Consider the following 25,452-nt stretch of genomic DNA (forward strand, 5'->3'; position numbering starts at 1 on the left):
GAACGTTAAATCACTTGCCTTATTTGCATACCGTAGTCCTCGAGACTGTGATCCGGCTCACGAATTAGCCAAAAATGTGCGCGCCCTGCATTATTCGGACAGTCCGTAGTCGCGCAACGCCGTCAGCAATCCCGACGGCCGATCCGCCGTCGGCAACGGATCTACCAGTGCGAATCGGCAACCCAGTGCCGTCGCGCCACCATCGGCCTCGGCACTGTCGCCGACCATGAGCGCGGATTCGGCGGCCACTCCGAGCCGATCCAGGGCATGCTGGAAGATTCGCGCATCCGGCTTCATCGCGCCGATCTCGAAGGACAATGTGTACTCGGTGAGCCGATCCCAGCCGTTGGCGGCGAAGGCGGGCCGGATGTCGAAGGCGATATTGCTCACCACCGCGACCGGGATATTTTGCGCGGAAAGGGTTTTCAAGACCGCACCGGTATCGGAGTACGGGGTCCACGCCAGCGGGTCGATCAGCCGACCGTAGAGCCGTTCGATATGCGCGGTCGGCAATCCGGATTGCCGCAGCACTTCGGCGTAGGCGGCGCGGTGCAGCGCCGGATCGAGATCCCGTCGCTCCCAGGTGCGGCGGCTCACGGCGTCGAACTCCGCGCTGCCCCCCACCGGTGTGGTCATCCGGGCCAGGATCTCGGCCTGGCGCACCCTGTCGAACGTGCGACCGTCGACGCAGACCAAATCCTCCCACGAGTCATCGGGTTCCAGTCGGAACAGCGTGCCGGAGAAGTCGAACAGCACCGCCTCGATCGCCACGCCGCCAGCCTACCGACCACGATCGCGGCGGAACCTTCTCGAACGGAGGTCACCGCCGACCGTACCCGGAACATCCCGGAGCGCAACACAATTCGCAACCACACGGGGTGTGGGTAACCAACCCTTCCCGGTATTGGGGAAGCCTGAGGTCAGGGGCGCGGATCGGCGCCGAAAGCCATGTCGTGACCGGGGATCGGGGTTACAGTCCGGGAATGATTCGAGCGCGACACGCCTGGACCGGGGCGGCGGCCACCACACTGCTCGCCATCGGCCTGCTGAGTGGTTGTTCGTCCGACGACAGCACGACGGCCGAGTGCGTCGCCACACCGAACGGGACACCGGTAACGGCGGCGCCTGCCACCGGCGGCGCGACCACGTCGAAGAACATCAGCACCAATCCGGAGATCGCCTCCGGATACCGGTCCGGGATGACGGCGGTGCGCACCCAGACCTACGCGGTCTCGACGGCCAACCCGGTCTCCACCAAGGCCGCCTGCGAGGTCCTGCGCGACGGCGGCACCGCGGCGGATGCGCTGATCGCCGCGCAGACGGTGCTCGGTCTGGTCGAGCCGCAGGCCTCCGGGATCGGTGGCGGGGCATTCCTGCTCTATTACGACGCGGCGAGCAAGAGCGTCGAGGCCTACGACGGGCGCGAAACCGCCCCGGCGGCAGCGACCGAGAACTATCTGCGCTGGGTCAGCGATGTGGATCGGACCGAGCCCAAGCCGAATACGCGCGCCAGCGGCCGCTCGATCGGCGTACCCGGAGTGCTGCGCATGCTCGAGCTCGCGCACCAGGAGCACGGCAAGGTCACCTGGCGCGAACTCTTCGATCCGGCCATCGGGCTGGCCGATCGCGGCTTCCCGATCAGCGCCCGGCTGGCGGGCCAGATCGCCGAATCGGCCAAGGATCTGGCCGGTGACGAGGCATCGAAGGCCTACTTCCTGAATCCCGACGGCACCCCCAAGGTCGCGGATACCGTGCTGACCAATCCGGCGATGTCGAAGACATTGAGTGCCGTCGCCGCCGAGGGTGCGCAGGCCTTCTATACCGGCGCCATCGCCGAGGACATCGTCGCGGCCGTCGGATCCAGCACGGGCGGACGCACCCCCGGCCTGATCACCACCGCCGATCTCGCCGGATACCAGCCGAAGAAGCGGACCGCGCTGTGTACCGGATATCGCGGCACGGAGATCTGCGGGATGCCCGCCCCCTCCTCGGGCGGCAGCACCGTCGCCGCCACGCTCGGCATTCTGGAGAACTTCGATATGGCCGCGCTGGGACCGGAGAACGTCGACCGCAACGGCGGTAAGCCGCGCGCCGAGGCGGTACACCTGGTCTCCGAGGCGGAACGGCTCGCCTACGCCGACCGGAACAAGTACGTCGCCGACCCGGATTTCATTCCACTGCCGGGTAATTCGCCGCAGTCGCTGGTCAACAAGGACTATCTGAAGCAGCGATCGGGGCTGATAGATCTCGGCCGCAGCATGGGCACCGCCCAGCCGGGTGATCTCGGTCCGGTCCCGCTCGGGGTCGGCCCGCAGCCGCCCGAACACGGCACCAGCCACATCTCCGTGGTCGACAAGTACGGTAACGCCGCCGCCATGACCACCACCGTCGAATCCGCCTTCGGTTCCTTCCATCTGGTCGACGGTTTCGTGCTGAACAACCAGCTCACCGACTTCTCCGCCGATCCGCTCGGCCCGGATGGGATACCGGTCGCGAACCGGCTGCAGCCGAATAAGCGCCCGCGCAGCTCGATGAGTCCCACCCTGGTCTTCGATCGCGCCGCCGACGGTTCGCGTGGCGATCTCAGCTACGTCACCGGCTCCCCCGGCGGTTCGGTGATCATCCAGTACGTGGTGAAAACCCTGATCGGCATGCTGGATTGGGGACTGGACCCGCAGCAGGCGGTATCGGCGGTGGCCTTCGGCGCGGGCAATGGGCCCTCCACCGGCGTCGGCGGTGAACATCCCGCGATCGACGCCACCGACAACGGTGATCGCGATCCACTGGTGCGACGGTTGCGCGAACTGGGCCACCAGGTCTCGGTCGCACCCCAGACCAGCGGTCTGAGTGCCTTGCACCGGGACGGCACGGGGTGGATCGGTGGCGCCGATCCACGTCGCGAAGGTGTAGTTCTCGGCGATCCCCGCTGATCCGCGCAATGGAACCGGCGACTCGGCCGCCGCCGGTTCCATTGCCGCTCAGCTGAATTCGATCGAATCAATACGCCACCCGACGGGGGTCTTGTCGACGTACACCCGTGCTGTGAGGTCGATGGTTTCCTTGACCGCCCCGTCCGGCGCCTTCACGTTCTGCGTGATCAAGACGAGCCGGTCTATCCGTTCCTTCGTATCCGCGCCGTGTTCGGTTCCCATGACCAATACGGTGGCGTCGACCGTGTACCCCTGGCGCGCCCACTCATCCCATTGCAGTCCGGGTCCGCGCGCGGTGGTATTGGCCGGAGCCGACGCGAGCTCGTCGGTCAGCCACGGCCTGGCCCGCCGGTAGGCGTCCTGGCGGTCCTTGTCGACTCCGGGGCGCCAGGTGTACATGGTTTGCAGGCCGGTCCTGATGGTCTCGATCGCTTCCGCATCTCCCGATTCGACGTCGTGGCCGGGCGGCGTCGAGGAGCAGGCGAGGCATACGGCCGCGAGGACGGTAGCGAACAGCAGGGGGACGAAACGCAAGATGGACACGACAACCTCCTCAGAAGCGCAGCGCCTGGATGCGCCAGCCTTGTTCGGTCTGCACGACAGTCGCCCAGACCGTCAGTTCGACGCTGTCGAGCGGTTTGGCGGCCGCATCGGTAATGGTCTGCTTGATCAATACCACTCGATCGATGCGCGTGGACTGATCCGGCGGATGTTCGTCGGTGGCGATCTGCACCGTGACCGAGACCTTGGCCTTGGCCTCGGCCCACGACTTCCATTGCGCCTTCGACCCGCCGCTGTCGGGGTCGCCCGCGGCGAGTTGTTCGGTGAGGTACGGGCGCGCACGGAGATAGGCATCGTCGGGTGATCGGTCGGTTCCGGGGCGCCAGCCGAACATCGTGACGAATCCGTCGCGCAGCACCGCGAGGGGATCCGCGGTCTCGGCCACGCCGAGCGGCGCCGGTATCGCGATACCGCGGATGCTGTTCCCGCAGCCGCCGACCAGCACGCCGAGCGCGATGAGCAGCAGCGCGAGCAGGATGCGCCGGGTGATCATGAGATGCTCCGTATCTTCGCGTCCGCGGGGATAGGGGCCTCGACGATCTTGCCGTCGCCGGTCGATGCGTGAATCATCACCCCGGAGCTGATCACGATGCCCACGTGTCGCGGTATGCCATTCGGATTCCATTCGGAGAACACGAGATCACCCGGCTTGGCTCGATCCGCGGTGACCTCGGTCCCCTTGGTCCACTGCTGCTGGACGGTGCGGGGTAGCGTCAGGGAACCGCCCGTCGAGGTGTAGGTCACATATGTCGCCAGGCCCGGTGCGTCGAATCCACCATGGGTCGGGCCCTTGATATTGCCGCCGCCCCAGAAGTAGGCGGTGCCGAGGTACTCCCTGGCGGCCTGTACAACCTTGGACTCCCGATCCACCTGCTGGCCGGCGGATTTCAGCGCCTCGAAGTCAGTGGACGCGAATTCCCGCTCATAGTCGCGAATCTTGCGGACATAGGGCCTGGTCTGGGTGGTGTAGTCGCCGCCGGACGGCATGCCGCCCGCGGCCTGCACCGCACCGAATCCGGCATTGTAGGCGGCCAGTGCCAGGTCGACCGCGTCACCGATCAACGCACCGCTCTTGATCCCGGCCGATGTGTCCTGCCAGTTCTTGCACATGAAATGGGCCTGGGCGACCACCGCGTCGGCAATGCTGTGCACATCGGCGACCCCGTTGTTGTCGGCGTCGACCTTCCAGGTCTCCCAGGTGCCGGGCAGGAACTGCGCGGGTCCGAGCGCACCGGCCGACGAGGTGACGAGGGCGGCTCCGTAGCGGAAGTTGCTCTCCGCCTTGACCTGTCCGGCCAGCAGCGGTGCGGTGATCCCGCTGTTCGGGCAGTCGGCCGCGCCCTTGAGCAACCACGGCACGAATTCGGCAGGCACTTTACCGGCAGCGAGGCCCGCACCCGGCTTGACTGCGCAGTCGGCGATCGCATGCGCCATCTTGAGCGCATCCTGGCTCGCGGTCGGGGCGGCCTGTTCCAGCATCGGGGCCGGGTCGACGAACTTCCCGTTCTGCAGCCGTCCCCCCTGCCACAGTTCGAAATGCAGGTGTGGTCCGGAGGATTGGCCATTGCTGCCAACGGCGGCGATGTGTTGGCCCGCCTTGACGATATCGCCGGTCTTGACGAATACGCCGTCGTTGTACATATGCCCATACACGGTCGAGACCAGACCATTGGCCGTATTCGAGTCGATGACGATCCAGTTTCCGAAGCCGGACGCCTCGCCCGCCGCGACGACCTTCCCGTCGAGTGCCGCGTAGATCGCCGTGCCCCGGGGGGCGGCCAGATCGATGCCACGGTGGAATTCGCCGCCGCGCTGTCCGAAGGTGGACGAGAGCTTGTAGGTGCCCTTGGCCATCGGCCCGGTGGTCAGCGCACACGGCGGTGAGGAAGAAAGCTGTTGTGGCACTGTACGTTCCGGGGCAGGCTGGTAACGGGGTATCGGGGGGACCTGCGGATCGGCCGTCATCACCACCGGACGATCCACCGGGGCGGTTGTCGTGGTCGTCGGGGACGGCACGGTGGTGGTCGTCGAGGAACCCGTGGTCGTGGAGCCGGTGACGCAGGTGGTGGCCGACGGGGCGGCGGAGGTGGTGACGCCGGTCGGGCACTGGATCGGCCGTGACGTGCAGGGTTGACCGGACGGTGTTGTCGCGGTGGCTGTTCCGCCGTTGCTCGCGCAGAACTCGGCGGTGGTGGTCGTAGTCGTGGTGGTGGTGGTGGTCGTGGGCGCGGTGGTGGTCGTGGGAGCGGTTGTGGTCGTGGGAGCGGTTGTGGTCGGTTTGGACGCTGTCGGCGAACCCGTAGGCGTGGTCGTGTCGGCGCCCGCGGGTGTCGTCGTCGTGGGGCGGATAGTCGTGGCGGTAGGTTGCGGGGTGACACCCGCGGCGGTCGTGGACGGGACAGGGGGCAGCTCCGCGGTTTTGGTCGGCTGGGTCATCGGACCCGGTTCCAGCGGAGTGCTGATCGGCGCGGCGTCGGCGTATCCGCCCCCGCGGATCAGCAGCGCGGGATGAACCATGCACAGGAAGACGACCGCCGCGACCGCCGCAGTGAGCAGCAGCGTCGGTATGGGTGGGCGTTGCGGCCCTCGGTGGCGTCGAATCGGTCCCATGCGGTATTCCCCAGAGTGATCGAATACGGGCGGATACCCAGGGTTGCGCCGACTCGCTCGCACCGCATCTGCCCCGATGGACCCGCCGCGCCCGACCGCGCGGCGCTCGCCGGGCAGCCACCGGCTCCAACCTGCGGCGTTGCCCGGCAGACCCTGCCCGAATGGGCAGCTACCTGCGCGTTTAGTACCTGTTTAGTGCACGGTGAGCGGGCCGGGCATGCTCGGAATCGACGCGCCGGAAAGGCCCGGCGCCCCGGTTTCCCGCGAGGTGCAGGATGGAGAGAATCCCGGTTTATGTCGAGGCGCGCGACCCGATTTCGCGCGCGGGCATGATCGCTCAGCTGCGGTCCCGAACGGAGGTGCTCGTCGCCGACGATCCCGCACGCGCCGCTGTCGCGCTCGTCGTCGCCGATGTGGTCGACGAGGCCACCTTGCAGACGCTGCGCCGGTTGCAGCGCGGCAGCTGTCGCCCGGTACTCGTCGCGGCCGATTTCGACGAGCAGGGATTGGCCGCGGCGGTCGAGGCCGGGATCGCGGGCCTGGTGCGCAGGCAGGACGCCTCGGCCGAGCGGTTGGCACGCGCCGCGTGCGCCGCCGCCCGCGGTGAGGGCACCGTGCCGCCGGATCTGCTCGGCAGGCTGCTCGATCAGGTAGGGCGGCTGCAGCGACAAGTGTTGCATCCGCGCGGACTGAGCCTCACCGGGCTCACACACCGGGAGATCGAAATTCTGCGGCTGGTCGCCGAGGGCGACGATACGGCCGAAATCGCCGCGAAGCTGTGCTATTCGCAGCGCACCATCAAGAACGCATTGCACGACATCACCACGCGGTTGCAACTGCGCAACCGCTCGCACGCGGTCGCCTACGCGCTGCGTCAGGGTCTGATCTAGGGCGGGTGGCGAGATGTTCGTCGAGGTGGACGAGGCGCTGCGGGCGCTGGTGGGGGCCGACGCCGTCGACCGCGCCGAGGTCGACGTGGTATTCGACGCGCCGACCAAGGAGTGGGCGGCGCGCCGGAACTCCCCCACGGTCAACATGTTTCTCTACGACATCCGTGAGGATCTGCGCAGGCGGCACCGTGGCCTGATCAACGAATACGACGACCGCGGCGTCGTGGTGAACCGGCACCAGGGTCCCCGGTACTTCAAACTCTCCTACCTGATCACCGCGTGGACCCAGCGACCGGAGGACGAGCATCGACTGCTGTCCTCGCTGCTGTGGTGCTTCCTACGCCACGACACCATCCCCGGCGCGTCACTCACCGGAACGCTCGCGGAGATCGGGTTGCCGGTTGCCTTGAATATCGCGTTGCCGCCGCCGGAGGATCGGTCGTTCGCCGATGTGTGGTCGGCACTCGGCGGGGAGTTGAAACCCTCGCTGGATCTGGTTGTCATCGCCCCCGCGGACGGCGGGCGGCGACTGCCCGCCGGTCCGCCCGCGACCGAGGGCGTCGCCGTCGGTCTGCAGGATCATGCGGGCGATATGGTGGACGCGCCGCGGCGCAACCGACGGACGGAGCAGATGTGACGACGGCGAGCCTGCGGTATCTGCTGGCCCGCGCGGCGATCGTAGAGGCCAGGGTGCGCCGTGCGGTGGCACAGCGCCGGGTGGGAGATCCTCAGCCCGAGGACCCCTTTCGCGGACTGTATCTCTCCGAGGACGCGGTCGACCGGTTGTTGCAGGCCACGCACGAGCCGGTGGGTCCGGACCAGCCGGAACTGGAGTTGGTCGCCGCGGCCGACGCTGTTGCACGTGCCGATGGCGCGTCGATGCGATTGCTGCGGGTCTCCGAGGCCTTCGGGCTGGACGAGCTGGATGTCGAAATCCTGCTCGTCGCAATCATTCCGGATATCGATGCCCGCTTCGAATGGCTGTACGGATATTTGAACGACGATGTGACCCAGCGCAGAGCGACGGTGGGCCTGGCACTTTCGCTGTGCGGCGTCCCGGCCGCGACGGCTGCGGGCCGGGCTCGATTCATCGCCGAGGGCGCGCTGGTGCGCGGCGGTCTCGTGGTCGTCGACGATCCGGATCGGCCGCTGCTGTCGCGGCCGCTGCGGGTGCCGGATCGCGTCGTCGCCTATCTGCTCGGCGATGACACGCCGCAGCCCGCATTGCGCCGGGCCATCGCACCGTCGCCGCCGTGCCCCGACACCACCGACCCGCGGCTCGTCGCGGCCCTGCGCAGCCCGGCACCACTGGTCTATCTGCGCGAACATCCCGGCGGAGGTGGGGTGGCGGCCGCGGTTGCGGCGGCCCGGGAGCACGGCCGCGTCGTACTGATCATTGATATGCATTGCGTCGCAGGACATTCCGATCTGATGACGGCGGCCGTACTGGAGGCGCGATTGACCGGTGCGGTCCTGATCGCGGCCGGTGTGGACGCACTCGCCGAACGACCCGAAGCCATCCGCGCGATCGCCGACGAGCCGACCGCCGTCGTGCTGGTCGGCACGGCGGCCTGGGATCCGGCCTGGGCGATCAGGCAACCGATTCCATTCGATATCGATCCGCCGAATGCCGCGGATCGCACCCGGATGTGGCGCACCGCGCTCGCCGATCGGTTACCGGACGGGCTCGACGCCGCGGCCGCCACCATGCAATTCGTACTGACCCCCGAGCAGGTCGCGCGGGCCGCCGATGCCGCGGCAACGCATGCCGAATTGGCCGGGCGGCCGGTATCGGCGGCGGATCTGCGCCGCGGCGCCCGCGCGCAGAACAGTGCGGGCCTGGAACATTTGGCGCGCCGCATCGAACCCGGTGTCGGCTGGCCGGACCTGGTGCTGCCGACGCCCGTCCTCGACCAGTTGCATGAGGTGGCGTTGCGCGCCCGGCACCGCGCCCGGGTGCTCGACGAATGGCGGATGCGACCGGGCGGCGGACGCGGACGCGGCGTCACGGCGCTGTTCGCGGGCGACTCCGGCACCGGTAAGACCATGTCGGCCGAGGTGATCGCGGCAGATCTGGGCCTGGACCTCTACACCGTGAACCTGGCGACCGTGGTGGACAAGTACATCGGTGAGACCGAGAAGAATCTGGAGCGGATCTTCGTCGCGGCGGCGGGTGTGAACGCCGTTCTGCTGTTCGACGAGGCCGACGCGCTGTTCGGCCGCCGCACCGAGGTGCGCGATTCCCATGACCGCTACGCGAATATCGAGAGCGCCTATCTGCTGCAACGTATGGAATCCTTCGACGGCCTCGCCATTCTCGCGACCAATCTGCGGGCGAATCTCGACGACGCGTTCACCCGGCGGCTGGATGTGGTGGTGAACTACGCCCTGCCCGACGAGAGTGCCCGGCGCAGCCTGTGGGAGCGATGCGTGGGAACCCGGATCCCACGGGCCGCGGATCTCGACCTCGATTTCCTCGCCCGCTCCTTCGAATTGTCCGGCGGCAATATCCGTTCCGCCGTCGTCACCGCCGCCTACCTGGCCGCGGGCGCCGGGCGTCAACTGGGCACCGCCGATCTCGTCGCGGGTGTGCACCGCGAGTACCGCAAACTCGGAAGACTGACCCTGGCAACGGAATTCGGCCGCTATCACGAGGCCCTGCGATAGCGCGGCGCACGCCTCGCCGACGACCAGGTGGCGGTGCCCCCATAGCGCCGACCCGGCGCGCACAATGCGCCAGGTCGAGGCAATGCGCCGTCTGGCCGTCGCCGCGCTCGAGCGCGAGGGCGCTGGGGAACAGCTCGCTGGCGACGGGCAGCCGGTCGGCGACCCTCGGTGCAGGTCGACGAGACCCAGCGTGGCAGGCATAGCCTCGGCCCGGTCCCACCGACCACCGCGTCGAGTGGGACATCTAGCAACCAAACTGTTATCGCAACTGTGTTCGACGGAAGGTATCGTCGCGCCATGCCTCAGCTGTCCCGCCTTGATTGGGCCTATATGTATATCGATGACGTGCGCCGACAGCTGACCGACGCGGCAGCATCCGGCAGGACACTCATGCCGGACGAGCTCGAGCACGCAGCAGGGAAGCTCTCCGAAGGACTACGGATCTACGTCGAGGAGACACAACATCGCAGATAGACGTGCTGGATTGCACAGCAAATCGGCCCTTTGCTGTGCAGTGGCACTCGAAACCGCTACTGACGACCCGTGCCGGGGAACCGATCAGGGCGGTTTTTTCATGCCCCGACGCGGCGTAGCGCAGCGGCTTCATATGCCGAGGGTCGCCGGTTCGAGTCCGGCCGCCGCCACGATCGGAACCGACCATAAAAGCAGTTACTGCCGCAATCCGGCGAGATTCGCTGTGTGACTGCCCACGTGATGCCAGCCGACCCCGAACGCCCCGGTCAGCCCCCGAGAAGCTGACCGACGTTGAGCCGGTGTCCAGCCATGGCGCAGGCGCTATCCGGCCAAGGCGGCATCGACCTCGATGCACGGCCGAAAACACCTCGCGTGCACCGAGTTTCCTGTCGGCAAAGCCCGCCGGATCGGCATCCCGACCGGATGGGGAACCGAAGTTGGTCCCCATCACGAGGCACTCCGGTAGCGCTATTGCCCGATAGGGCAATAACCGATGCCCTCGCGTTGTCACGCGGGTCGACTGTCCGCGCCGCCGCGGCCACCCATACTCGAATCACGTGACGGAAGGAGATCGGCCGTGCGCGAATGCTCGAATTGTGGTCAGCCCAACGCGGAGAACGCCGAGTTCTGCGTGAATCCGCAGTGCCGCACGTACCTGGGCTGGGCAACCACGGCGATGGCGGATCCGAGTCGGCCGCCGACGGCGAATGTGCCGCCGACCGCGAGCGCGGGAGTGCGTCCCGGCCCGCCCAAACATCCGAGCGGACCACCGGGTCCGGGCCCGGGTCCGGCGCCCGGGCAGCGGTTCGGGGTCCGGGTGACGATGGAGCCCACCGAGTTGTCCGTCGATCCCGGCGCGGCCGTGGTCGCGACGGTGACCGTGCACAACACCGGTACCCGGGTGGAGGAGTTCGAACTCGGCGTGGCCGGGCCGCTGCGCCCGTACGCGCATCTGGAACCCGCCGTGCTGCGCGTCTTTCCCGATACGCAAGCCACCGCCGTCGTCCGGTTCGCACCGCCCCGCGATGCCCAGGTGCGGGCCGGGCGCGCGCCATTCGTGCTCGGAGCCCGGTCTCGGGTGAATGCCCGGGTGGAGGACCGGGTGTCGGGCACGCTGACGGTGGGCGCGTTCACCGAGTTGAAGGCGGCGCTGCAACCGGAGGCCAGTCGCGGGCGTAAGCCGGCGCGGCATACCGTGGTGACCACCAATCTCGGCAATGTGCCGCTCGGCGTGCAGATCGTGCTCGCCGACCGGGCGGGCGCCCTCACCTTCGAACCGCCGCAGGCTGTCACCACCCTGGCCCCCGGCGCGAGCGTGGAAACGCCGGTGCTGGTCGGTGGCGCCCGTAAGTGGTTCGGCCGCACCGAATCCCATGCGTTCACCGCGCAGGCCAACCCGGCCGATGGTGCGCCGCCGATCGGCTTGAACGGCGTGCGGAACCAAGTTCCGGTGCTGCCCTGGTGGATTCCGACCGCCGTGGCGGTCATGCTCGCGTTGACGCTCGCGGTGATCGCGCTGCTGCCGAAACATAAGGACACGGTGCCGGGCACCAGCGGCATGATCCAGCTCGTAGCCGAGCAGACCTTGCAGAACGCGGGCTATCGGCCGGTCGTGGTGCAGCGTGCCGACCCGAATGTGCCGGTCGGTCAGGTCATCGAAACCAAACCGGCGGGTGGCACCGAGTTGAAAGACGGTGAGCCGGTGCAGCTGTTCATCTCGCTCGGGCCGTGCGAGGGCGGCGAATGCCTGGTCGAGGTGCCGAATGTGGAGGGCCTGAAATTGGCCGATGCCCAGGTCGCGCTGGAGGCGGCCGAATTCACGGTTCGGACCTTCGAGGCGCAGAATCCGGCCATCGCCAAAGGCATGGTGATCTCCAGTAACCCCGCGGCCGGGGAGAAAAAGGAACGCGGCAGCGAAGTGGTCCTCGCGATCTCGACCGGGCCCGCGCCCACCACCACGCCGACGACGCCGCCGGTCGCGGGCGGGGGCGGGGGCGAAAACGGCGGCGGGGGCGGGGGAGGAGGCGGCGACAAAGGCGGTGCCGCGCAGGTCGAGGTGCCCGACGTCGCCGGAAAGTCGAAAGCCGAAGCCACCGACAAAATTACGGCCGCCGGTTTGACCGTGGAAGTGGTCGAGCAGTCCCACGGCACCATCGCGACGGGCAAGGTGATCTCCACCGATCCGGCCGCGAAGACGAAGGTGGACAAGGGATCCGCGGTCAAGGTGACCGTCTCCACCGGGCCGCCGCCGATCGAGGTGCCCGATGTGACGAAGAAGCCGAAGGCCGAGGCGATCGCCGCGCTCACCGCGCTCGGGTTCAAGACGAAGGTGGTCGAACAGCCCGACACCAAGATCGCCGATGGGGCCGTCATATCGACGACGCCCGCCGCGAAGGCCAAGGCCCCGAAGGATACCGAGATCACCCTGATGATCTCCCAGGGCCCACCCTGTAAGCCGGGTTTCGTCTTCCGGCTGGCCACTCCGACGGACCACGTCTGCGTCACCCAGGCGAGGGCGGACCGCGCCAAGACCGAGAACACCCAGGGACCGTCCCGGATCAGCACCACCGACCACACCTACGGGCCCGACACCTGCATCCAGGGCTATGTGTGGCGGGAGGCGGTCAAGGACGACCACGTCTGCGTCACCCCGCAATCCCGCAGTGACGCCGCGGCCGATAACGCCGCCGACAAGGATCGACACGCCAAGTGAGGAATCATGCGAGCACATGACCACGAGAGCGCCGAGGAATCGGTGCGGCCCAAGTCGAGTCGCGTCGAGGATCCGGGCGCGGCGCAGATGCGCGCCGCACTGTCCGGACGGCTGGAAGCGACCTCGCCGAGCGGCCTGCTCGGTTTACAGCGCGCGGCCGGAAATGCGGGCACCACGACGTTGTTCGAAGAGCAGTCGCCGGTGCACGAGGTCATCGGATCCGGTTCGGGCGCCGCGCTCGATCCCGAGGTTCGTACCGATATGGAATCCCGATTCGGTCAGGACTTCGGGGATGTGCGTGTGCACACCGACGACCGCGCCCATCAATCGGCGAAATCGGTGAACGCGCACGCCTATACCGTCGGATCCAATATCGTGTTCCAGCGCGATAAGTACGATCCTGGCTCCGACGCCGGTCGGCATACGCTCGCCCACGAACTCACGCATGTGGTGCAGCAGCGCAATGGACCGGTGGACGGTACCGACGCCGGTGGCGGGGTGAAGGTGAGCGATCCGTCGGACCGGTTCGAGCGCGAAGCGGTCGCCAATGCCGACCGCGTCATGTCCGCTGCCCCGCAGCAGGTTTCGGCCGCGCCCGCAGTCCAGCGCTGCGCCGACGACGCGGTGGAGGCGCAGCGCATCGAGGCGGCCGAAGAGCAAGAGGAAGAACCGACGGCACAGACCTATGTGCAGCGTGCGGAGAGCGAAGAAGAAGAGGAGACCGCTTAGGTCCGACGACCCGAACCGGAGCAAGCCATGCCCGAGCACGCCCAACCGTCGAAAGCCACGCGGATCCCGCAGAATTCCGTGGGGCCGGTTCGGGTGGCCGGTACCGCGAACGCGATGCAGCGGTTGCAGGCGACCGCGGGCAATGGGGCGGTGGCCGCGCTGGTCGCGCAGCGGTTGAGCGAGGGCGCGGGTGCGTCTGCCTGTCCACCGCAGACTGTCGCACCCACGCCGATGACGCCGCAGCAGGATCCGGCGTTCGCGGCCGCGACCGATAAGGTCGCGGCGGAATCGGCTGCGGCGAAGGCACATCCGACCCCCGCTAAGGAGATCGAGGCCGCCCAGCAGGCGGCCGTCGCGCCCGCCGACGATAAGGAGGCGCAGGCCAAGGCCGCGCACACCGCCACCATGGCCGCCGCGAAGCCCGCCGGATTCGATAAGGCCGGATTCATTGCCGCGGTCAATGCCGCGATCGCGGCCAAGGCGCCCAAGAATCTCGACGAGGCCGATAAATTCGCGACCTCGGGCAAGGCCGATCAGGTCAAGAACGAGGTGCTGGGCAAGGTCACCGCGGGTAAAGAAGCCTCGGCCAAGGATGTCGCCGACACCGCGAAGGCGACGCCGGATACCGCTGTCGCCAAGGACAAACCGGTGACGCCGATGCCCCCGTCACCCGAGCCGCGCAAGCCGGCCGCCCCGGATCCGGCGGCAGCCGCCCCGAAAGCCGCACCCGCGGAACAGGTCCGGCTCGGCGCGGGCAGTTGCGAGACCAACGCCAAAATGGCCGAGGCCGGGGTCACCGACGAACAACTCGCCAAGTCGAACGAACCCGAATTCACCGGCGCGCTGGCCGCCAAGAAGGAGGCACAGGCCCACGATGCGGCCGCACCGGCCGCCTTCCGGCAGCAGGAAGCCCAAACCCTCTCCGCGGCAAAGGATCAGGCCGGTGCCACCGCGACGGCCGGGCTGACCACAATGGGTGCGTCCAAGGCGGCGTCGCTCCGGGCCGCGGGCGCGGGTAAGGACGCCACCAAAGCCAAGGACGAGGCCGAACGCGCGCGCATCACCGGGGAGATCAAGAAGATCTTCGACACCACCAAAACCGATGTGGAGAAGATCCTCGGTGATCTGGACGGTCTGGTGGCCAAGAAATTCGAGGACGGCGAGCGAAACGCCAAAGAGGCGTTCACCGCCGACCACAAGGAGCGGATGTGGCAGTACAAGCTGCGCCGCTACGGCGGACCGCTCGGGCCGACGCTGTGGGTGAAGGATCTACTCCTCGATATGCCCGCCGAGGCCAACAACCTGTTCCTCGAATCCAAGAAGCTCTACGAAACCAAGATGACCGCGGTCATCAGCGATATCGCCGACACCGTCGGCACCGAGCTCGCCCGGGCCAAGGACCGCATCGCGCAGGGCCGCGCCCAGGTGCAGAAATACGTCGCCGAACAGCCCGCGAATCTCCAGCAGCTCGCGGGCCAGGCGGCAGGCGAAATAGGTTCGCAGTTCGACGAATTGGAGAAATCCGTCGACGAGAAGCAGCAGAGTCTCGTCGATGACCTCGCGACCCGGTACACCGAGGCGCGCAACGCGGTCGACGAGGAGATCAAGAAACTCCAGGACGAGAACAAGGGCCTGGTGGGCAAGGCCGCCGATGCGGTCGGCGGCGCGATCGACACCATTATCAAGCTGAAGGACATGCTGCTCGGCGTGCTGGCGCGCGCCGCGAACGCGGTCGAGAAGATCATCAAGGATCCGATCGGGTTCCTGGAGAAGTTCGTCAACGCGGTGAAGACCGGCATCTCCAACTTCATGTCGAATATCGTGACGCACCTGAAGAAAGGTTTGCAGGGCTGGCTGTTCGGTGCACTCGCCGAGGCCGGGATCGAGATTCCGGAGAAGTTCGACCTGAAGGGCATCATCTCGCTGCTGCTGTCGCTGCTCGGGCTGACCTGGAACTCGATTCGCGCCCGGATAGTGAAGGTCGTCGGCGAACCCGCCATGCGGAAGATCGAAGGTGCGGTCGACTTCGTGAAAGTGATCATCACCGAAGGCATTCCCGGCCTCTGGAAGTGGATCGCCGAGAAGATCACCGATCTCAAAGAGCAAGTGATGGGCCAGATCCGCGACTTCGTGATCACCAAGGTCATTACCGCCGGTATCACCTGGCTCATCTCGCTGCTCAACCCCGCGGCCGCATTCATCAAGGCCTGCAAGATGATCTACGACGCGGTCATGTGGTTCGTCGACAACGCGCAGCGCCTGAAGGAATTCGTCGACTCGGTCCTCGACTCGGTGGAATCCATCGCCGGCGGCGGCGTCGGCAAGGTCGCCGAGCTGATCGAAAACACCATGGCGAAGACCATTCCCATGCTGATCAGCGGGCTGGCCAGCCTGCTCGGTCTCGGCGGCATCGCCGACAAGATCAAGAAGATCCTGGAGACGGTACAGAAGCCGGTCGGCGCGGTCGTGGACAAACTCATCGGTGTCGCGGTGAAGTACGGGAAGAAGTTCCTCGCCAAATTCACTCGGAAGGACAAGACGACCGACACCCCGAAGTCCACCGGAGTGAAGGAAGCCGCGAAGACGAAAGCGAAAGCCGCACTCGCCTCCCCGCACAAACGCAAGGACATCGACACCACTCTCGACACGATTCTGGCGGAGCTGCGACCGCAGGGACTACAGAGCCTGAAGCTGGGGGCCAAGGATAAGAACGGCGCTTATCCCGTGGTTGCCGTGGCGAGTCCGCCCGAAGTCCTCCTGGCGCTGACACCGCCGCGTCGTACCGTCCGCATGATCGTCACTTTGACTGTCACTGGCCCACCCCTCGGGGGCGTAACGCCGCAACCCCGGCCGGGAGAACCAGTACCACTACCCATGACAACGACAGAGGGCAAACGTGCCAAGGCCCGCGGGAAGTCCGGGGGCTACTTGATCCCCACCGAACCGGGATCAGACAAGGTCGAGGTCGTTACCTGGAACACCGGTGAGATCGATCCCGGGCTCGTCAGCAACGCGAGCCATGCTGAACCGCAGTTCACCCAGTGGGCGCGTAAACCCGAGAACCAGCAGTTGCTCCGTCGCACTACCAGGATCGACATCCAGATGTTCGATTGGAGTCCCTGCCGAGCCTGTGCGGTAGACCTCAACTCGGTTCTGGTCTATGCCAACCGCGCAGCACTTGTGCTCCGGTTCAGCGATCCCTATCCCGGGGCCAGCGGTGTGCCATTGCTCCAAGCCGCGGGATGGAATGTGACGGGACCGGGTGTCGAGCCCCAGCAAGAGCAGGAACTGCAGTCGACCTAGCAGTTCCGGCTCGGGTATGGCGCTTGCACGAAGGGGCAAACCGCGTTTCCCGAATGCACATCCCATCGGCCGTACTGCGAAACCCGCATTCGGATCACCCTTGAGGGAACAGTTCACCCCCGAGAGAGGAGGCGCAATGCCCACCTATCTGTCGCCTGGCGTATATGTCGAGGAGGTGGAGGCCGGTTCACGACCGATCGAGGGCGTCGGTACGGCGGTTGCGGCCTTTGTCGGGTTCGCCGAATGCGGGCCGTTCGACGAGCCGGTCCTCATCACCAATTGGAGCCAGTACAGCCAGCAGTTCGGCGATTTCGTCGAGGGCAGCTATCTGGCGCACGCGGTCTACGGGTATTTCGCCAATGGCGGCGGGGCCTGCTTCGTGATCCGGGTCGGCGTCGACGGCAGCGGGAACGGCAAGGGCCCGACGGATGTGCTGACCGGGGTCCGGCAGGCGATGCTCGGTAGCTATCGGGTGGCCGCGCTGGAGCCGGGCGACAGCAAACCGGAGATCAGCGTCGAGATCGCCGCCGCGGAGGGCGACCCGGTGCCCGAGGATCAGTTCCGGGTCCTGGTCAAACGCGGCTCCAAGGTCGAAGAGACCATCGGCCCGGTCACCGTGAAACGCGGTCGGGACAATGTGGTCACGGCGGTGCGCGCGCAGTCGAAGATCATCACTATCGACGACCTGACCTCCGGCGGCGCCCCGGTCCGGCCGGAGTTCGGCAGTGTCACCCTGGTGCTTCCGCCCAAACCGAAGCCGACCCCGGACCGGGTCAGCAGTGACGACTATGTGGGCGATGTCGCCGATCGGACCGGCTTCTCGGGTCTGGAGGCGATCGAAGAGGTCACCATGGTCGTGGTGCCGGATCTGATGAGCGCCTATGAGCGCGGCGCGATCGATCTGGAGTCGGTGCAAGCGGTGCAGTCGGCGATGATCACGCACTGCGAGCTGATGGGTAACCGGGTGGCGATTCTGGATTCGCCGCCGGGACTCAGCCCGCAGCAGGTCAAGGAGTGGCGGCTCGAAAAGGCGGGGTACGACTCGAAATACGCGGCCCTGTACTACCCGTGGATCAAGGTTTTCGACCCGTCCGTCGGCGCCGGCCGCTTCGTCCCGCCCAGCGGTCACATCGCCGGGATCTGGGCGCGCAACGACGAGTCACGGGGTGTGCACAAGGCACCTGCCAACGAGGTGGTCCGTGGTGCGCTGACCCTCGGGGTGCAGCTGACCAAGCCGGAACACGATCTGCTGAATCCCGTGGGCGTCAACTGCATTCGTTCCTTCCCGGGGCGCGGTATCCGGGTCTGGGGTGCGCGTACCCTGTCCTCGGATCCGGCCTGGCGGTACCTGAACGTGCGCCGACTCTTCAACTATCTGGAGGAGTCGATTCTCAACGGCACCCAGTGGGTGGTGTTCGAGCCCAACGACGATGCGCTGTGGGCCCGGATCCGGCGCACCATCAGCGCCTTCCTGGTGAACGAGTGGCGTAAGGGTGCGCTGTTCGGCCTGACCCCCGACGAGGCGTTCTACGTCAAATGCGACCGCGAGACGAATCCGGCCGAGGGCATCGATGCGGGCCAGGTGGTGTGCGAAATCGGTGTCGCACCGGTCAAACCCGCCGAATTCGTGGTCTTCCGGCTGGCCCAGATCTCCGGCGGCACCAGCCTCGTCAACGAATGACGTCCGCCCGCCACCCACAGAAAGTAGGACATCATGGCGCTCCCAGACCTCGACACGTCGGTCGGCCACTCGTTCGGGCTGGAAATCGATGGCGTTGTCATCAAACAGATTTCGGAAGTATCCGGCTTGAAGCTGGAACAGGACGTGATCGAGCTCAAACAGAACACCGCGGACGGCAAGTACGTCATCAAGAAGCTGCCGGGCCGGTACAAGGCGGGTGAGGTCACCCTCACGCGCGGCCTCACCGGCGACAACAGCTTCGAGAAGTGGGTCAAGGACAGCCGATTCGGCAAGATGGGCGCGGCCCGCAAGGGTGGCGCGATCATCGTCTACGACTACGAGGGTCAGGCCATGAAGCGGTACAAGTTGACCAATGCCTGGCCGAAGTCGCTCGAAATCGGTTCGCTGAAGGCGGGCGATACCAGCGTGCTGACGGAGAAGCTGGTCATCACCTACGAGAACCTCGAGGTCGAATAATGCGCCGCGTGCACAGTGCCGTCGACCGGAACGGCGCGGTTGCGGCGGCCGTCGATACCCGGGTCGAGGCGCCGGAGCAGGGCATGCGGACGGAGTTCCCGTTCGTCCTGCCCCGCGGCTACCTCGACCCGTCGGGCACCGTGCACCGCGCGGGCGTCATGCGATTGGCTACCGCGCGAGACGAATTGGTGCCGTTGCGCGACGACCGGGTGCGGGAGAATCCGGCCTATCTGTCGGTCGTGCTGATCGCGCGGGTGATCACCAGGCTGGGCACGATCACCGATATCCACGCGGGCATCGTCGAGGATTTGTTCGCCTCCGACCTGGCCTTTCTGCAGGATCTGTATCAGCGGATCAATGCGGAGGGACACAGCAGGGCCAGGGTCGGCTGCCCGGAGTGCGCACACGAGTTCACCATCGACCTCGCGGGTAGCCGCGTGGGGGAATCGTGACGTACGGGATCGATCCGCTGCTCGAGGAGGTCTCGTACGTCGCCTACCACTTCCATTGGCCGCTGGCCGAAATCCTCGATCTCGAGCATCCGGATCGGCGCCGTTTCGCCGAGGAGATCAACCGCATCAATACCCGAGCCCGAGGGAGGTGATCGGCAATGGGGTGGTGGAATCGGCTGCTGCCGTGGCGCAGCGGCACACCCGACGCGCCACGGCCGAACGTTCATGCGCGGTCTCAGGATTGGCGCGAGATGCCGCCGGTCCAGCGTGCTGTCGCGGCTCCCACCTTGGTCACCGCGCCCGCACGCTTCGCCGAGGAGTTGGTCTCGCACCGGGATCCGTCGTTCCATAGCCCGGTCGGGCATGCGGTGAGCGCCGCGGCGCCGTCGGGCGTCGTCACCGGTCTCGATCGCGATCCCCGACCGGTGCAGCGATTTCGGGACGAGACACCCGGCGGCGATGCGCCGCACGAACAAGCGCACACCCCCACCCCATCGGTATCGCTGGTCAGCGTCGCTCGACAGGAGGCGGCAGCGACCGAGATGATCTCGGCCGCACGGGTATTCGAACCGGAAGTGCGCCACTTTCCCGCGCTGCCGCCGCTGTCCGCGTCGGTAGCGCACGCGCCGACGATGCAGACCACACAGGCGTCGGCACCGCACCCGTCGCCGATCCCGGTCCCTGCCGAACCCGTGCGGCCGGGACCGGGCACCGATACACCGACCGCGCAGAGGGCGACAGATCCAGGGGATATCACGGATGCGGACCCGAACGGGGGCAGTATCGTCGACGAATCCCCCGCCGACATCCCGCCGACCGCGTCCGAGGCACCGGCGGAATCGGCTCCGAGTGATACTCGGCCCGACCACGAATTCCATACCACCGCCCCGTCCGCCGAGGAACCTGTCCGACCGACGCTGTCGTCGCCGACCATCGGCCTGCCCGGTTCGGTCCAGCGCGCGGTCGCCGACACGCCGACGCGGCCGCGCAGGTATGGATTGGGTGCTCCACTGCCCGATCACAGCGGCACCGAATCACCCACTGCGTCATCGCCTTTCATCCAGCGCACCGCCGAATCCGTTCGCCCGGCACCGTCGATACCGGCACAGCTCCCGACAATGGTCCCGACACCGATACCCGCACCGATGGTCCAGCGCACCGCCGAAGCGGATCGCTCCACACCGTCGACACCAGCACAGCTCCCGACACCGTTACCCGCACCGGCGATCCAGCGCTCCGCAGACAACGTTCGCCCCACATCGCCGACACCGGCACAGATCCCGATACCGTCACCCGCACCGATGGTGCACCCCACGGCAGACCACGTTCGCCCCACATCGCCGACACCGGCACAGATCCCGACACCTGTTCCGGCACCGGTGGTCCAGCGCACCGATGTCGTCACCGCCCCGATCGCGCCGAGCCTGCCCACCGCCGCATATCCCGACGACTTCGCACACCGAGAAGCCGGGGGCCGGGACGCCGATTCCGCACCATCGGTCACGATTCCCACGGATTCGGGTCACCCCGACCCCACCGAAGAGATCGCGCGTGTGTCCGACGTCGAATTCGACGAGCCGGGACAGCTTCCCACCGAATCCGAACGGTCGGTGCCGACTCTCGGGCCGATCGACACCTCGGTTCCGATCGCCGCCGCGGTACCGGCTTCCACCGGCCAACCGAATCCGGCGCCCTCATCCTTCTCCGCCACCGCCCCGGTGCAACGCCGGTTCGCCGCTCCCGCGAGCCCCCCGTCCGCCCGCGAGATCACCGCGCAGCGCGCCACCACCGCATCGAACTCACCTCTCGCCTCGACATATACGCCGGGGATCGCAGTGAACCGGCTCGCACCCACACCTGCCGGGGTATCGAATCCAGCGCAGCCGACACCCCCGGTCACTGAACCGCCGAATATCACCGGCATGGGATCAGTCGAGCTCACCCGCGCGGTCGGCCTCATGGCCGCGCCAACCGCACTGCAACGCAACGCATTGCACAGCATTTCGGTCGTGCAGCGGCAGTATCCGGCGGACCGGACGATATCCGCACCGAGCGCCGTCGCCGCCCTTCCACTCCCCCGGCCGTCATCGGTTCTGACGGCCGCAACGTCGAATCCGCCGGTCGCCCAACGAGCTGTCGAACCATTCGGCGGCACTGCGGATTTCGCGAACCCGGCCGCCGCGACACTTATCGCCGACCGCGATCCGATCGGGCAACCGTCCGTCGGCATTACGGCTCCGGCGTGGCCACCGATGCGGGTTCAGCGAGCCACACCGCCCGCGGCGACACCGCACCCCGGGGACGCGCCCGCCGCGTTCACACCACTGGGCCAGGTCTTTTCATCGGAGATCACCGTCGAACGCACCGAACCGACGCTCACCGTCGCCCGTGAAACCGAGCCCGCCCCGCCGCAGGCCGCCCCGGCCGCGGAGCCGACGACCGTCTCCACGAGCACCGCCGCGACCGGGGGGCACCCGGCAAACCCCGCCACGGGCAGCTCACCCACCGATGTCGACGCGCTCGTCGGCCGCCTGTACGAGCCGATCGTCCGCAAGCTCAAGGCCGAGCTGCGGCTCGATCGGGAACGCGCGGGCACCGGCCTGGACCTCACCCTGTGATCACGAAGCGAGGAGCCCACCATGCCCACCGATCTCGATCCCGCCGTCAGCGTCTGCTTCGTCGTGACGATCGACAATATGAGCCTCGGCGCCTTCAACAGTTGTGAGGGCCTCGGCTGCGAGGTCGTGATGGAGCAGCGTGAGGAGGGCGGCAACAACGGGTACGTCTGGCAGCTGCCGACCCGGATCAAGTTCTCCAGTATCAAACTCAGCCGCCCGGTCACCCCGGATACCGCGAAGGTCGCCGCGTGGTTCGGCAGCGTCGCGACCGGTGTGCGCGGCAAGACCGGTCAGATCAAGGCGATGACCGCCGACGGCACCGTGGTCGCGCAATGGGGTCTGCTCGGGGTGATGCCGGTGCGCTGGACCGGTCCGTCGCTGAACGCCGAGTCACCGAAGGTCGCGGTGGAGACCATAGAGATCACCCACCACGGCTTCGTCGAGCCGGGAAAGGCCTGAGATGCCCGCCCCCATCGCCTTCGTCGCCAGTAGCGCGGGCGGCGCCGGATCCGGCACCAGCCGCCCCAAACTGCAACACGCCTTCCTCGAGGTGCGGGACCCGCCGGTGGACAAGGGGTCACTGCAACCCGGCCCGCGCCGCGGCCAGATCGACTTCCAGTTCAACCCCAAGGAACTCTCGGTCACCAAGTCCGCCAAATGGAATCGCGATGCGCAGAAGGGCAGCAAGAAGAGCGGCGTCCCCGAATTCAAGGGCGCCGATCCGGCCAAACTCACCCTGGAGATGTTCCTGGACGCCAGCGAGAAACAGGACACCAAGGTGGTGGACACCGTCGAGCGGTTGTTCGCCTGCTGCATCCCCACCGACGAGAGCCATGACAAGAAGAAGGCCAGCCCGCCGTGGGTGATCTTCCACTGGGGCGGACTGACCGGATTCACCGCCTACGTGAGTTCGGTGGCGGTGAAGTACACCCTGTTCACCGCGGGTGGCCTGCCGATCAGAGGTACCGCGACGGTCACCATCGAGGAGATCGCGGGCGATCAGCCCAAACAGAATCCGACCTCCGGCAGCCTGACCGCGCGCAAGGTGCACACCGTCATCGCCGGGGACACCCTGGCGTCGATCGCTTGGCGCGAATACGGCGATCCGGCGCTCTGGCGGGCCGTCGCCCTCGCCAACGATATCGACGACCCGATGCGGCTGCGTCCGGGCGCCGAACTACTCATCCCGGCCGCCGAGGAACTGGGGTAACCGCATATGCCCGCCCAAGATTTCACCAACCATCTGCTGGTCCGCGTCGCGGGCACGCCGTTGCCCGCCGATGTCGCCGCACTGCTCGCACAGGGTGTGGTCGACGACAACCGCAGCGCCCCCGACCTTTTCGTGCTGCGTTTTCGCGATCCGAACAATATCGTGCTCGAGAAGGCCAACATCACGATCGGCGCGCCGATCGAACTCGCGGTCGCCTCGAACGAAGCCAACGCACCGGTACCGCTGCTGTCGGCGGAGGTCACCGCGATCGAGAAGGAGTTCGACGGCACCGGCACCTTCACCACGGTGCGCGGCCTGGACAAATCGCATCGGCTGCAGCGCGGGCGGCGGGTCACCGGCTTCGAGAATATGTCCGCCTCCGATGTGGCGCGCCGGATCGCGGGCTCGGCGGGCATCGACGTCGGCCGGATCGACGCGGGCGGCCCGGTGCTGGACCAGATTTCGCAGGGCAATATCAGCGACTGGGAACTGTTGCGCCAATTGGCCGCCGATCTCGGGGCAGAGGTGGCGGTCACCAACGGCAAACTGGATTTCGCCAAGCCGACCGCGGCGGATACCGCGCCGAAGAGCGACGCCAAGGCCACCGAGGAACCGCTGGTGCTCGAATTGGGACGGAATGTGTTGCGGCTGCGGGCCTGCGTCACCTCCGCCGATCAGGTGCCCGCCGTGCAGGTTCGCGGCTGGGATGTGACTCGAAAGAAAGCTGTCGTCGCCGAGGCTCCGGCGAAGACGGCCTCGGCCGAGAACGGTGCGAAACCGGCCGAGCTCGCGCAGTTGTTCAAGGCGCCGAATCTCGTCGGCGCGCATATCCCGTACGGGACCCAAGGTGAGGTCGACAGTGCGTGCAAGGCACTGGCCGAACAGGTCGCGGGCGGATTCACCGAACTCGAGGCGGTGCTGCGCGGTAACCCGAAGGTGCGCGCGGGCACCGCGGTGGCGCTGGCCAACACCGGAAAACCCTTCGAAGGCAAGTACACCGTGACCGCGTCACGGCACATATTCGACCCGGTGACCGGCTACACCACCAGTGTCATCGTCAGCGGTATGCGCGACCGCACCCTGGCCGGGCTGATCAGTGGTGCGGCCCAGGGCAATCCGGTGCGCGCGAGTGCCGCGGGAGTGGTGATCGCGCAGGTGAGCGACAACAATGATCCGAACAATATGGCCAGGGTGCGGGTCACTTTCCCCTGGCTGGCCGACGGATTCGTCAGCGTGTGGGCGCGCACCGTGCAGCCGGGCGCGGGCCGCGAGCGTGGCACGCTGATCCTGCCCGAGGTCGGCGATGAGGTACTCGTCGCCTTCGAGCACGGCGATTTCCGCCGCCCTTACGTGCTCGGCGGGCTGTTCAACGGCGTGGACACCCCACCCACCGGCGCGGGCGATCTCATCGACCGCACCAGCGGCGCGGTGAACCGTCGCTCCTTCGTTTCCCGGACCGGACATCGGGTGGAATTCCGTGAACAGGCCAACGGCGATACCGGCGTGCACATCGCGACCGGCGACGACAAGCTCACCGTCGATCTGGACCAGAAGCAGACCACCATCACCGTGCACAGCGACGGAACGGTGAGTGTCCAGGCGCGCAATGGCGTGACGATCGACGCGGGTACCGGCGCGTTGAAGCTCACCGGCAACAGCATTTCGCTGGGAGCCAAGACAGGCGTGACCGTGGACGGCGGTGCGGGCGAGGTGAAGGTCAGCAGCACGGGCCGGGTCGAGCTCCAGGGTACGACGGTGTCGGTGAACGGCAGCGCCAGTGCCGAACTGACGGCCGGAGCGACCGCCACCGTGCGCGCCGGGCTGGTCCGGATCAACTGAGGCAGAAGGGAAGTGGTGCATATGCCACCCGCCGCTCGCGTCGCGGATGCGACCGCGCATCCGGGAGTCATCGGACCGCCCGGGGTGCCCACGGTTCTGATCGGCGGCATGCCCGCGGCCACCGTGGGCACGCCGCATGTGTGCTCGTTCCCAGGGGGGCATCCGCCGTCGGCCATCGCGGGACCCGGCTGCCCGACCGTGCTGATCGGCGGCATGCCCGCCGCCCGTGTCGGCGATATGTCGGCCTGCGGCGCGCCGATCATCCTCGGCTGCCCAACCGTGCTGATCGGAGGATGAG

At 67.2% G+C, this 25,452-nt stretch carries 23 protein-coding genes; 19 read left to right on the plus strand and 4 right to left on the minus strand.

What is annotated here, in order from left to right; all coding sequences use genetic code 11:
* Positions 1 to 90: 90 nt before the first annotated feature.
* The gene (locus tag AB0H61_RS02175) at positions 91 to 771 is read right to left on the minus strand and encodes an HAD-IA family hydrolase (RefSeq protein WP_357298115.1); all 681 of its coding nucleotides are present in this window, start codon (positions 769 to 771) and stop codon (positions 91 to 93) included.
* Between the two features lie 212 nt (positions 772 to 983).
* On the opposite strand from AB0H61_RS02175, the gene AB0H61_RS02180 reads away from it, so the two are divergent.
* Positions 984 to 2,930: a gamma-glutamyltransferase family protein gene (locus AB0H61_RS02180; protein WP_357298118.1), complete on the plus strand. Its 1,947-nt coding sequence runs from the start codon at positions 984 to 986 to the stop codon at positions 2,928 to 2,930.
* 48 nt (positions 2,931 to 2,978) lie between these two features.
* On the opposite strand, the gene AB0H61_RS02185 is transcribed toward AB0H61_RS02180, so the two are convergent.
* From AB0H61_RS02185 to AB0H61_RS02195, 3 genes are read right to left on the minus strand one after another with little or no spacing between them, the layout of a single operon-like run.
* Positions 2,979 to 3,473 carry a hypothetical protein gene (locus tag AB0H61_RS02185; protein WP_357298121.1) on the minus strand — a complete coding sequence of 165 codons (495 nt, stop codon included), beginning with the start codon at positions 3,471 to 3,473 and terminating at the stop codon, positions 2,979 to 2,981.
* A gap of 10 nt (positions 3,474 to 3,483) precedes the next feature.
* On the minus strand, positions 3,484 to 3,984 hold the full coding sequence (locus AB0H61_RS02190; protein WP_357298124.1) for a hypothetical protein: 501 nt from the start codon (positions 3,982 to 3,984) through the stop codon (positions 3,484 to 3,486).
* Positions 3,981 to 5,396 (minus strand): peptidoglycan DD-metalloendopeptidase family protein, encoded by a 1,416-nt coding sequence (locus tag AB0H61_RS02195; protein ID WP_357298126.1) that lies wholly within the window; start codon positions 5,394 to 5,396, stop codon positions 3,981 to 3,983. Before AB0H61_RS02195 ends, AB0H61_RS02190 begins: the two co-directional genes overlap by 4 nt.
* A 91-nt stretch (positions 5,397 to 5,487) precedes the next feature.
* On the opposite strand from AB0H61_RS02195, the gene AB0H61_RS02200 reads away from it, so the two are divergent.
* From AB0H61_RS02200 to AB0H61_RS02285, 18 genes are all read left to right on the plus strand, one after another.
* Positions 5,488 to 5,625, plus strand: a complete 138-nt coding sequence (locus tag AB0H61_RS02200; protein ID WP_357298129.1) for a hypothetical protein — start codon at positions 5,488 to 5,490, stop codon at positions 5,623 to 5,625.
* An 18-nt stretch (positions 5,626 to 5,643) separates the two neighbouring features.
* Positions 5,644 to 6,003 carry a hypothetical protein gene (locus tag AB0H61_RS02205; RefSeq protein ID WP_357298131.1) on the plus strand — a complete coding sequence of 120 codons (360 nt, stop codon included), beginning with the start codon at positions 5,644 to 5,646 and terminating at the stop codon, positions 6,001 to 6,003.
* A 373-nt stretch (positions 6,004 to 6,376) separates the two neighbouring features.
* The gene (locus AB0H61_RS02210) at positions 6,377 to 6,991 is read left to right on the plus strand and encodes a LuxR C-terminal-related transcriptional regulator (protein WP_357298133.1); all 615 of its coding nucleotides are present in this window, start codon (positions 6,377 to 6,379) and stop codon (positions 6,989 to 6,991) included.
* A gap of 13 nt (positions 6,992 to 7,004) precedes the next feature.
* Entirely contained in the window at positions 7,005 to 7,628 is a 624-nt protein-coding gene (locus tag AB0H61_RS02215; RefSeq protein WP_357298136.1) for a DUF4255 domain-containing protein, read from the plus strand.
* Positions 7,625 to 9,658, plus strand: a complete 2,034-nt coding sequence (locus AB0H61_RS02220) for an ATP-binding protein (RefSeq protein ID WP_357298138.1) — start codon at positions 7,625 to 7,627, stop codon at positions 9,656 to 9,658. The genes AB0H61_RS02215 and AB0H61_RS02220 overlap by 4 nt, the downstream gene beginning before the upstream one ends.
* A 297-nt stretch (positions 9,659 to 9,955) precedes the next feature.
* Positions 9,956 to 10,132, plus strand: coding sequence for a DUF6374 family protein (locus AB0H61_RS02225; RefSeq protein ID WP_357298141.1), 177 nt, complete (start codon positions 9,956 to 9,958; stop codon positions 10,130 to 10,132).
* 577 nt (positions 10,133 to 10,709) lie between these two features.
* A complete protein-coding gene (locus AB0H61_RS02230) occupies positions 10,710 to 12,845 on the plus strand; it encodes a PASTA domain-containing protein (protein ID WP_357298144.1) in 2,136 nt (711 codons plus the stop codon).
* Positions 12,846 to 12,851: 6 nt separating this feature from the next.
* A complete protein-coding gene (locus AB0H61_RS02235) occupies positions 12,852 to 13,574 on the plus strand; it encodes a DUF4157 domain-containing protein (protein WP_357298146.1) in 723 nt (240 codons plus the stop codon).
* Positions 13,575 to 13,601: 27 nt separating this feature from the next.
* Complete coding sequence (locus AB0H61_RS02240; protein ID WP_357298148.1) at positions 13,602 to 16,877, plus strand: hypothetical protein; 3,276 nt, start codon at positions 13,602 to 13,604, stop codon at positions 16,875 to 16,877.
* A 136-nt stretch (positions 16,878 to 17,013) separates the two neighbouring features.
* The gene (locus AB0H61_RS02245; RefSeq protein WP_357298150.1) at positions 17,014 to 18,558 is read left to right on the plus strand and encodes a phage tail sheath family protein; all 1,545 of its coding nucleotides are present in this window, start codon (positions 17,014 to 17,016) and stop codon (positions 18,556 to 18,558) included.
* Between the two features lie 33 nt (positions 18,559 to 18,591).
* On the plus strand, positions 18,592 to 19,035 hold the full coding sequence (locus tag AB0H61_RS02250) for a phage tail protein (RefSeq protein ID WP_040699500.1): 444 nt from the start codon (positions 18,592 to 18,594) through the stop codon (positions 19,033 to 19,035).
* A gap of 8 nt (positions 19,036 to 19,043) precedes the next feature.
* Positions 19,044 to 19,487, plus strand: coding sequence for a hypothetical protein (locus tag AB0H61_RS02255; RefSeq protein WP_357298153.1), 444 nt, complete (start codon positions 19,044 to 19,046; stop codon positions 19,485 to 19,487).
* On the plus strand, positions 19,484 to 19,639 hold the full coding sequence (locus tag AB0H61_RS02260) for a DUF6760 family protein (RefSeq protein WP_357298156.1): 156 nt from the start codon (positions 19,484 to 19,486) through the stop codon (positions 19,637 to 19,639). The genes AB0H61_RS02255 and AB0H61_RS02260 overlap by 4 nt, the downstream gene beginning before the upstream one ends.
* A gap of 6 nt (positions 19,640 to 19,645) precedes the next feature.
* A complete protein-coding gene (locus AB0H61_RS02265) occupies positions 19,646 to 22,105 on the plus strand; it encodes a hypothetical protein (protein ID WP_357298158.1) in 2,460 nt (819 codons plus the stop codon).
* 21 nt (positions 22,106 to 22,126) lie between these two features.
* Complete coding sequence (locus AB0H61_RS02270) at positions 22,127 to 22,564, plus strand: phage tail protein (RefSeq protein WP_357298160.1); 438 nt, start codon at positions 22,127 to 22,129, stop codon at positions 22,562 to 22,564.
* Position 22,565: 1 nt separating this feature from the next.
* Positions 22,566 to 23,315, plus strand: coding sequence for a LysM peptidoglycan-binding domain-containing protein (locus AB0H61_RS02275; protein ID WP_357298162.1), 750 nt, complete (start codon positions 22,566 to 22,568; stop codon positions 23,313 to 23,315).
* 6 nt (positions 23,316 to 23,321) lie between these two features.
* Positions 23,322 to 25,154, plus strand: coding sequence for a VgrG-related protein (locus tag AB0H61_RS02280; protein WP_357298164.1), 1,833 nt, complete (start codon positions 23,322 to 23,324; stop codon positions 25,152 to 25,154).
* Between the two features lie 21 nt (positions 25,155 to 25,175).
* On the plus strand, positions 25,176 to 25,451 hold the full coding sequence (locus AB0H61_RS02285; protein ID WP_357298166.1) for a PAAR domain-containing protein: 276 nt from the start codon (positions 25,176 to 25,178) through the stop codon (positions 25,449 to 25,451).
* Position 25,452 lies beyond the last annotated feature (1 nt).

Origin of the sequence: Nocardia sp. NPDC050710 (genome assembly GCF_040654375.1) — a bacterium.
GTDB lineage: Bacteria > Actinomycetota > Actinomycetes > Mycobacteriales > Mycobacteriaceae > Nocardia.

What these genes read in the sequence shown, in the direction of transcription:
- AB0H61_RS02180 (WP_357298118.1), top strand. Translation starts at nt 984, where the DNA reads ATGATTCGAGCGCGACACGCCTGGACCGGGGCGGCGGCCACCACACTG.
- AB0H61_RS02190 (WP_357298124.1), bottom strand. Translation starts at nt 3,984, where the DNA reads ATGATCACCCGGCGCATCCTGCTCGCGCTGCTGCTCATCGCGCTCGGC.
- AB0H61_RS02210 (WP_357298133.1), top strand. Translation starts at nt 6,377, where the DNA reads ATGGAGAGAATCCCGGTTTATGTCGAGGCGCGCGACCCGATTTCGCGC.
- AB0H61_RS02215 (WP_357298136.1), top strand. Translation starts at nt 7,005, where the DNA reads ATGTTCGTCGAGGTGGACGAGGCGCTGCGGGCGCTGGTGGGGGCCGAC.
- AB0H61_RS02225 (WP_357298141.1), top strand. Translation starts at nt 9,956, where the DNA reads ATGCCTCAGCTGTCCCGCCTTGATTGGGCCTATATGTATATCGATGAC.
- AB0H61_RS02235 (WP_357298146.1), top strand. Translation starts at nt 12,852, where the DNA reads ATGCGAGCACATGACCACGAGAGCGCCGAGGAATCGGTGCGGCCCAAG.
- AB0H61_RS02240 (WP_357298148.1), top strand. Translation starts at nt 13,602, where the DNA reads ATGCCCGAGCACGCCCAACCGTCGAAAGCCACGCGGATCCCGCAGAAT.
- AB0H61_RS02245 (WP_357298150.1), top strand. Translation starts at nt 17,014, where the DNA reads ATGCCCACCTATCTGTCGCCTGGCGTATATGTCGAGGAGGTGGAGGCC.
- AB0H61_RS02250 (WP_040699500.1), top strand. Translation starts at nt 18,592, where the DNA reads ATGGCGCTCCCAGACCTCGACACGTCGGTCGGCCACTCGTTCGGGCTG.
- AB0H61_RS02265 (WP_357298158.1), top strand. Translation starts at nt 19,646, where the DNA reads ATGGGGTGGTGGAATCGGCTGCTGCCGTGGCGCAGCGGCACACCCGAC.
- AB0H61_RS02270 (WP_357298160.1), top strand. Translation starts at nt 22,127, where the DNA reads ATGCCCACCGATCTCGATCCCGCCGTCAGCGTCTGCTTCGTCGTGACG.
- AB0H61_RS02275 (WP_357298162.1), top strand. Translation starts at nt 22,566, where the DNA reads ATGCCCGCCCCCATCGCCTTCGTCGCCAGTAGCGCGGGCGGCGCCGGA.
- AB0H61_RS02280 (WP_357298164.1), top strand. Translation starts at nt 23,322, where the DNA reads ATGCCCGCCCAAGATTTCACCAACCATCTGCTGGTCCGCGTCGCGGGC.
- AB0H61_RS02285 (WP_357298166.1), top strand. Translation starts at nt 25,176, where the DNA reads ATGCCACCCGCCGCTCGCGTCGCGGATGCGACCGCGCATCCGGGAGTC.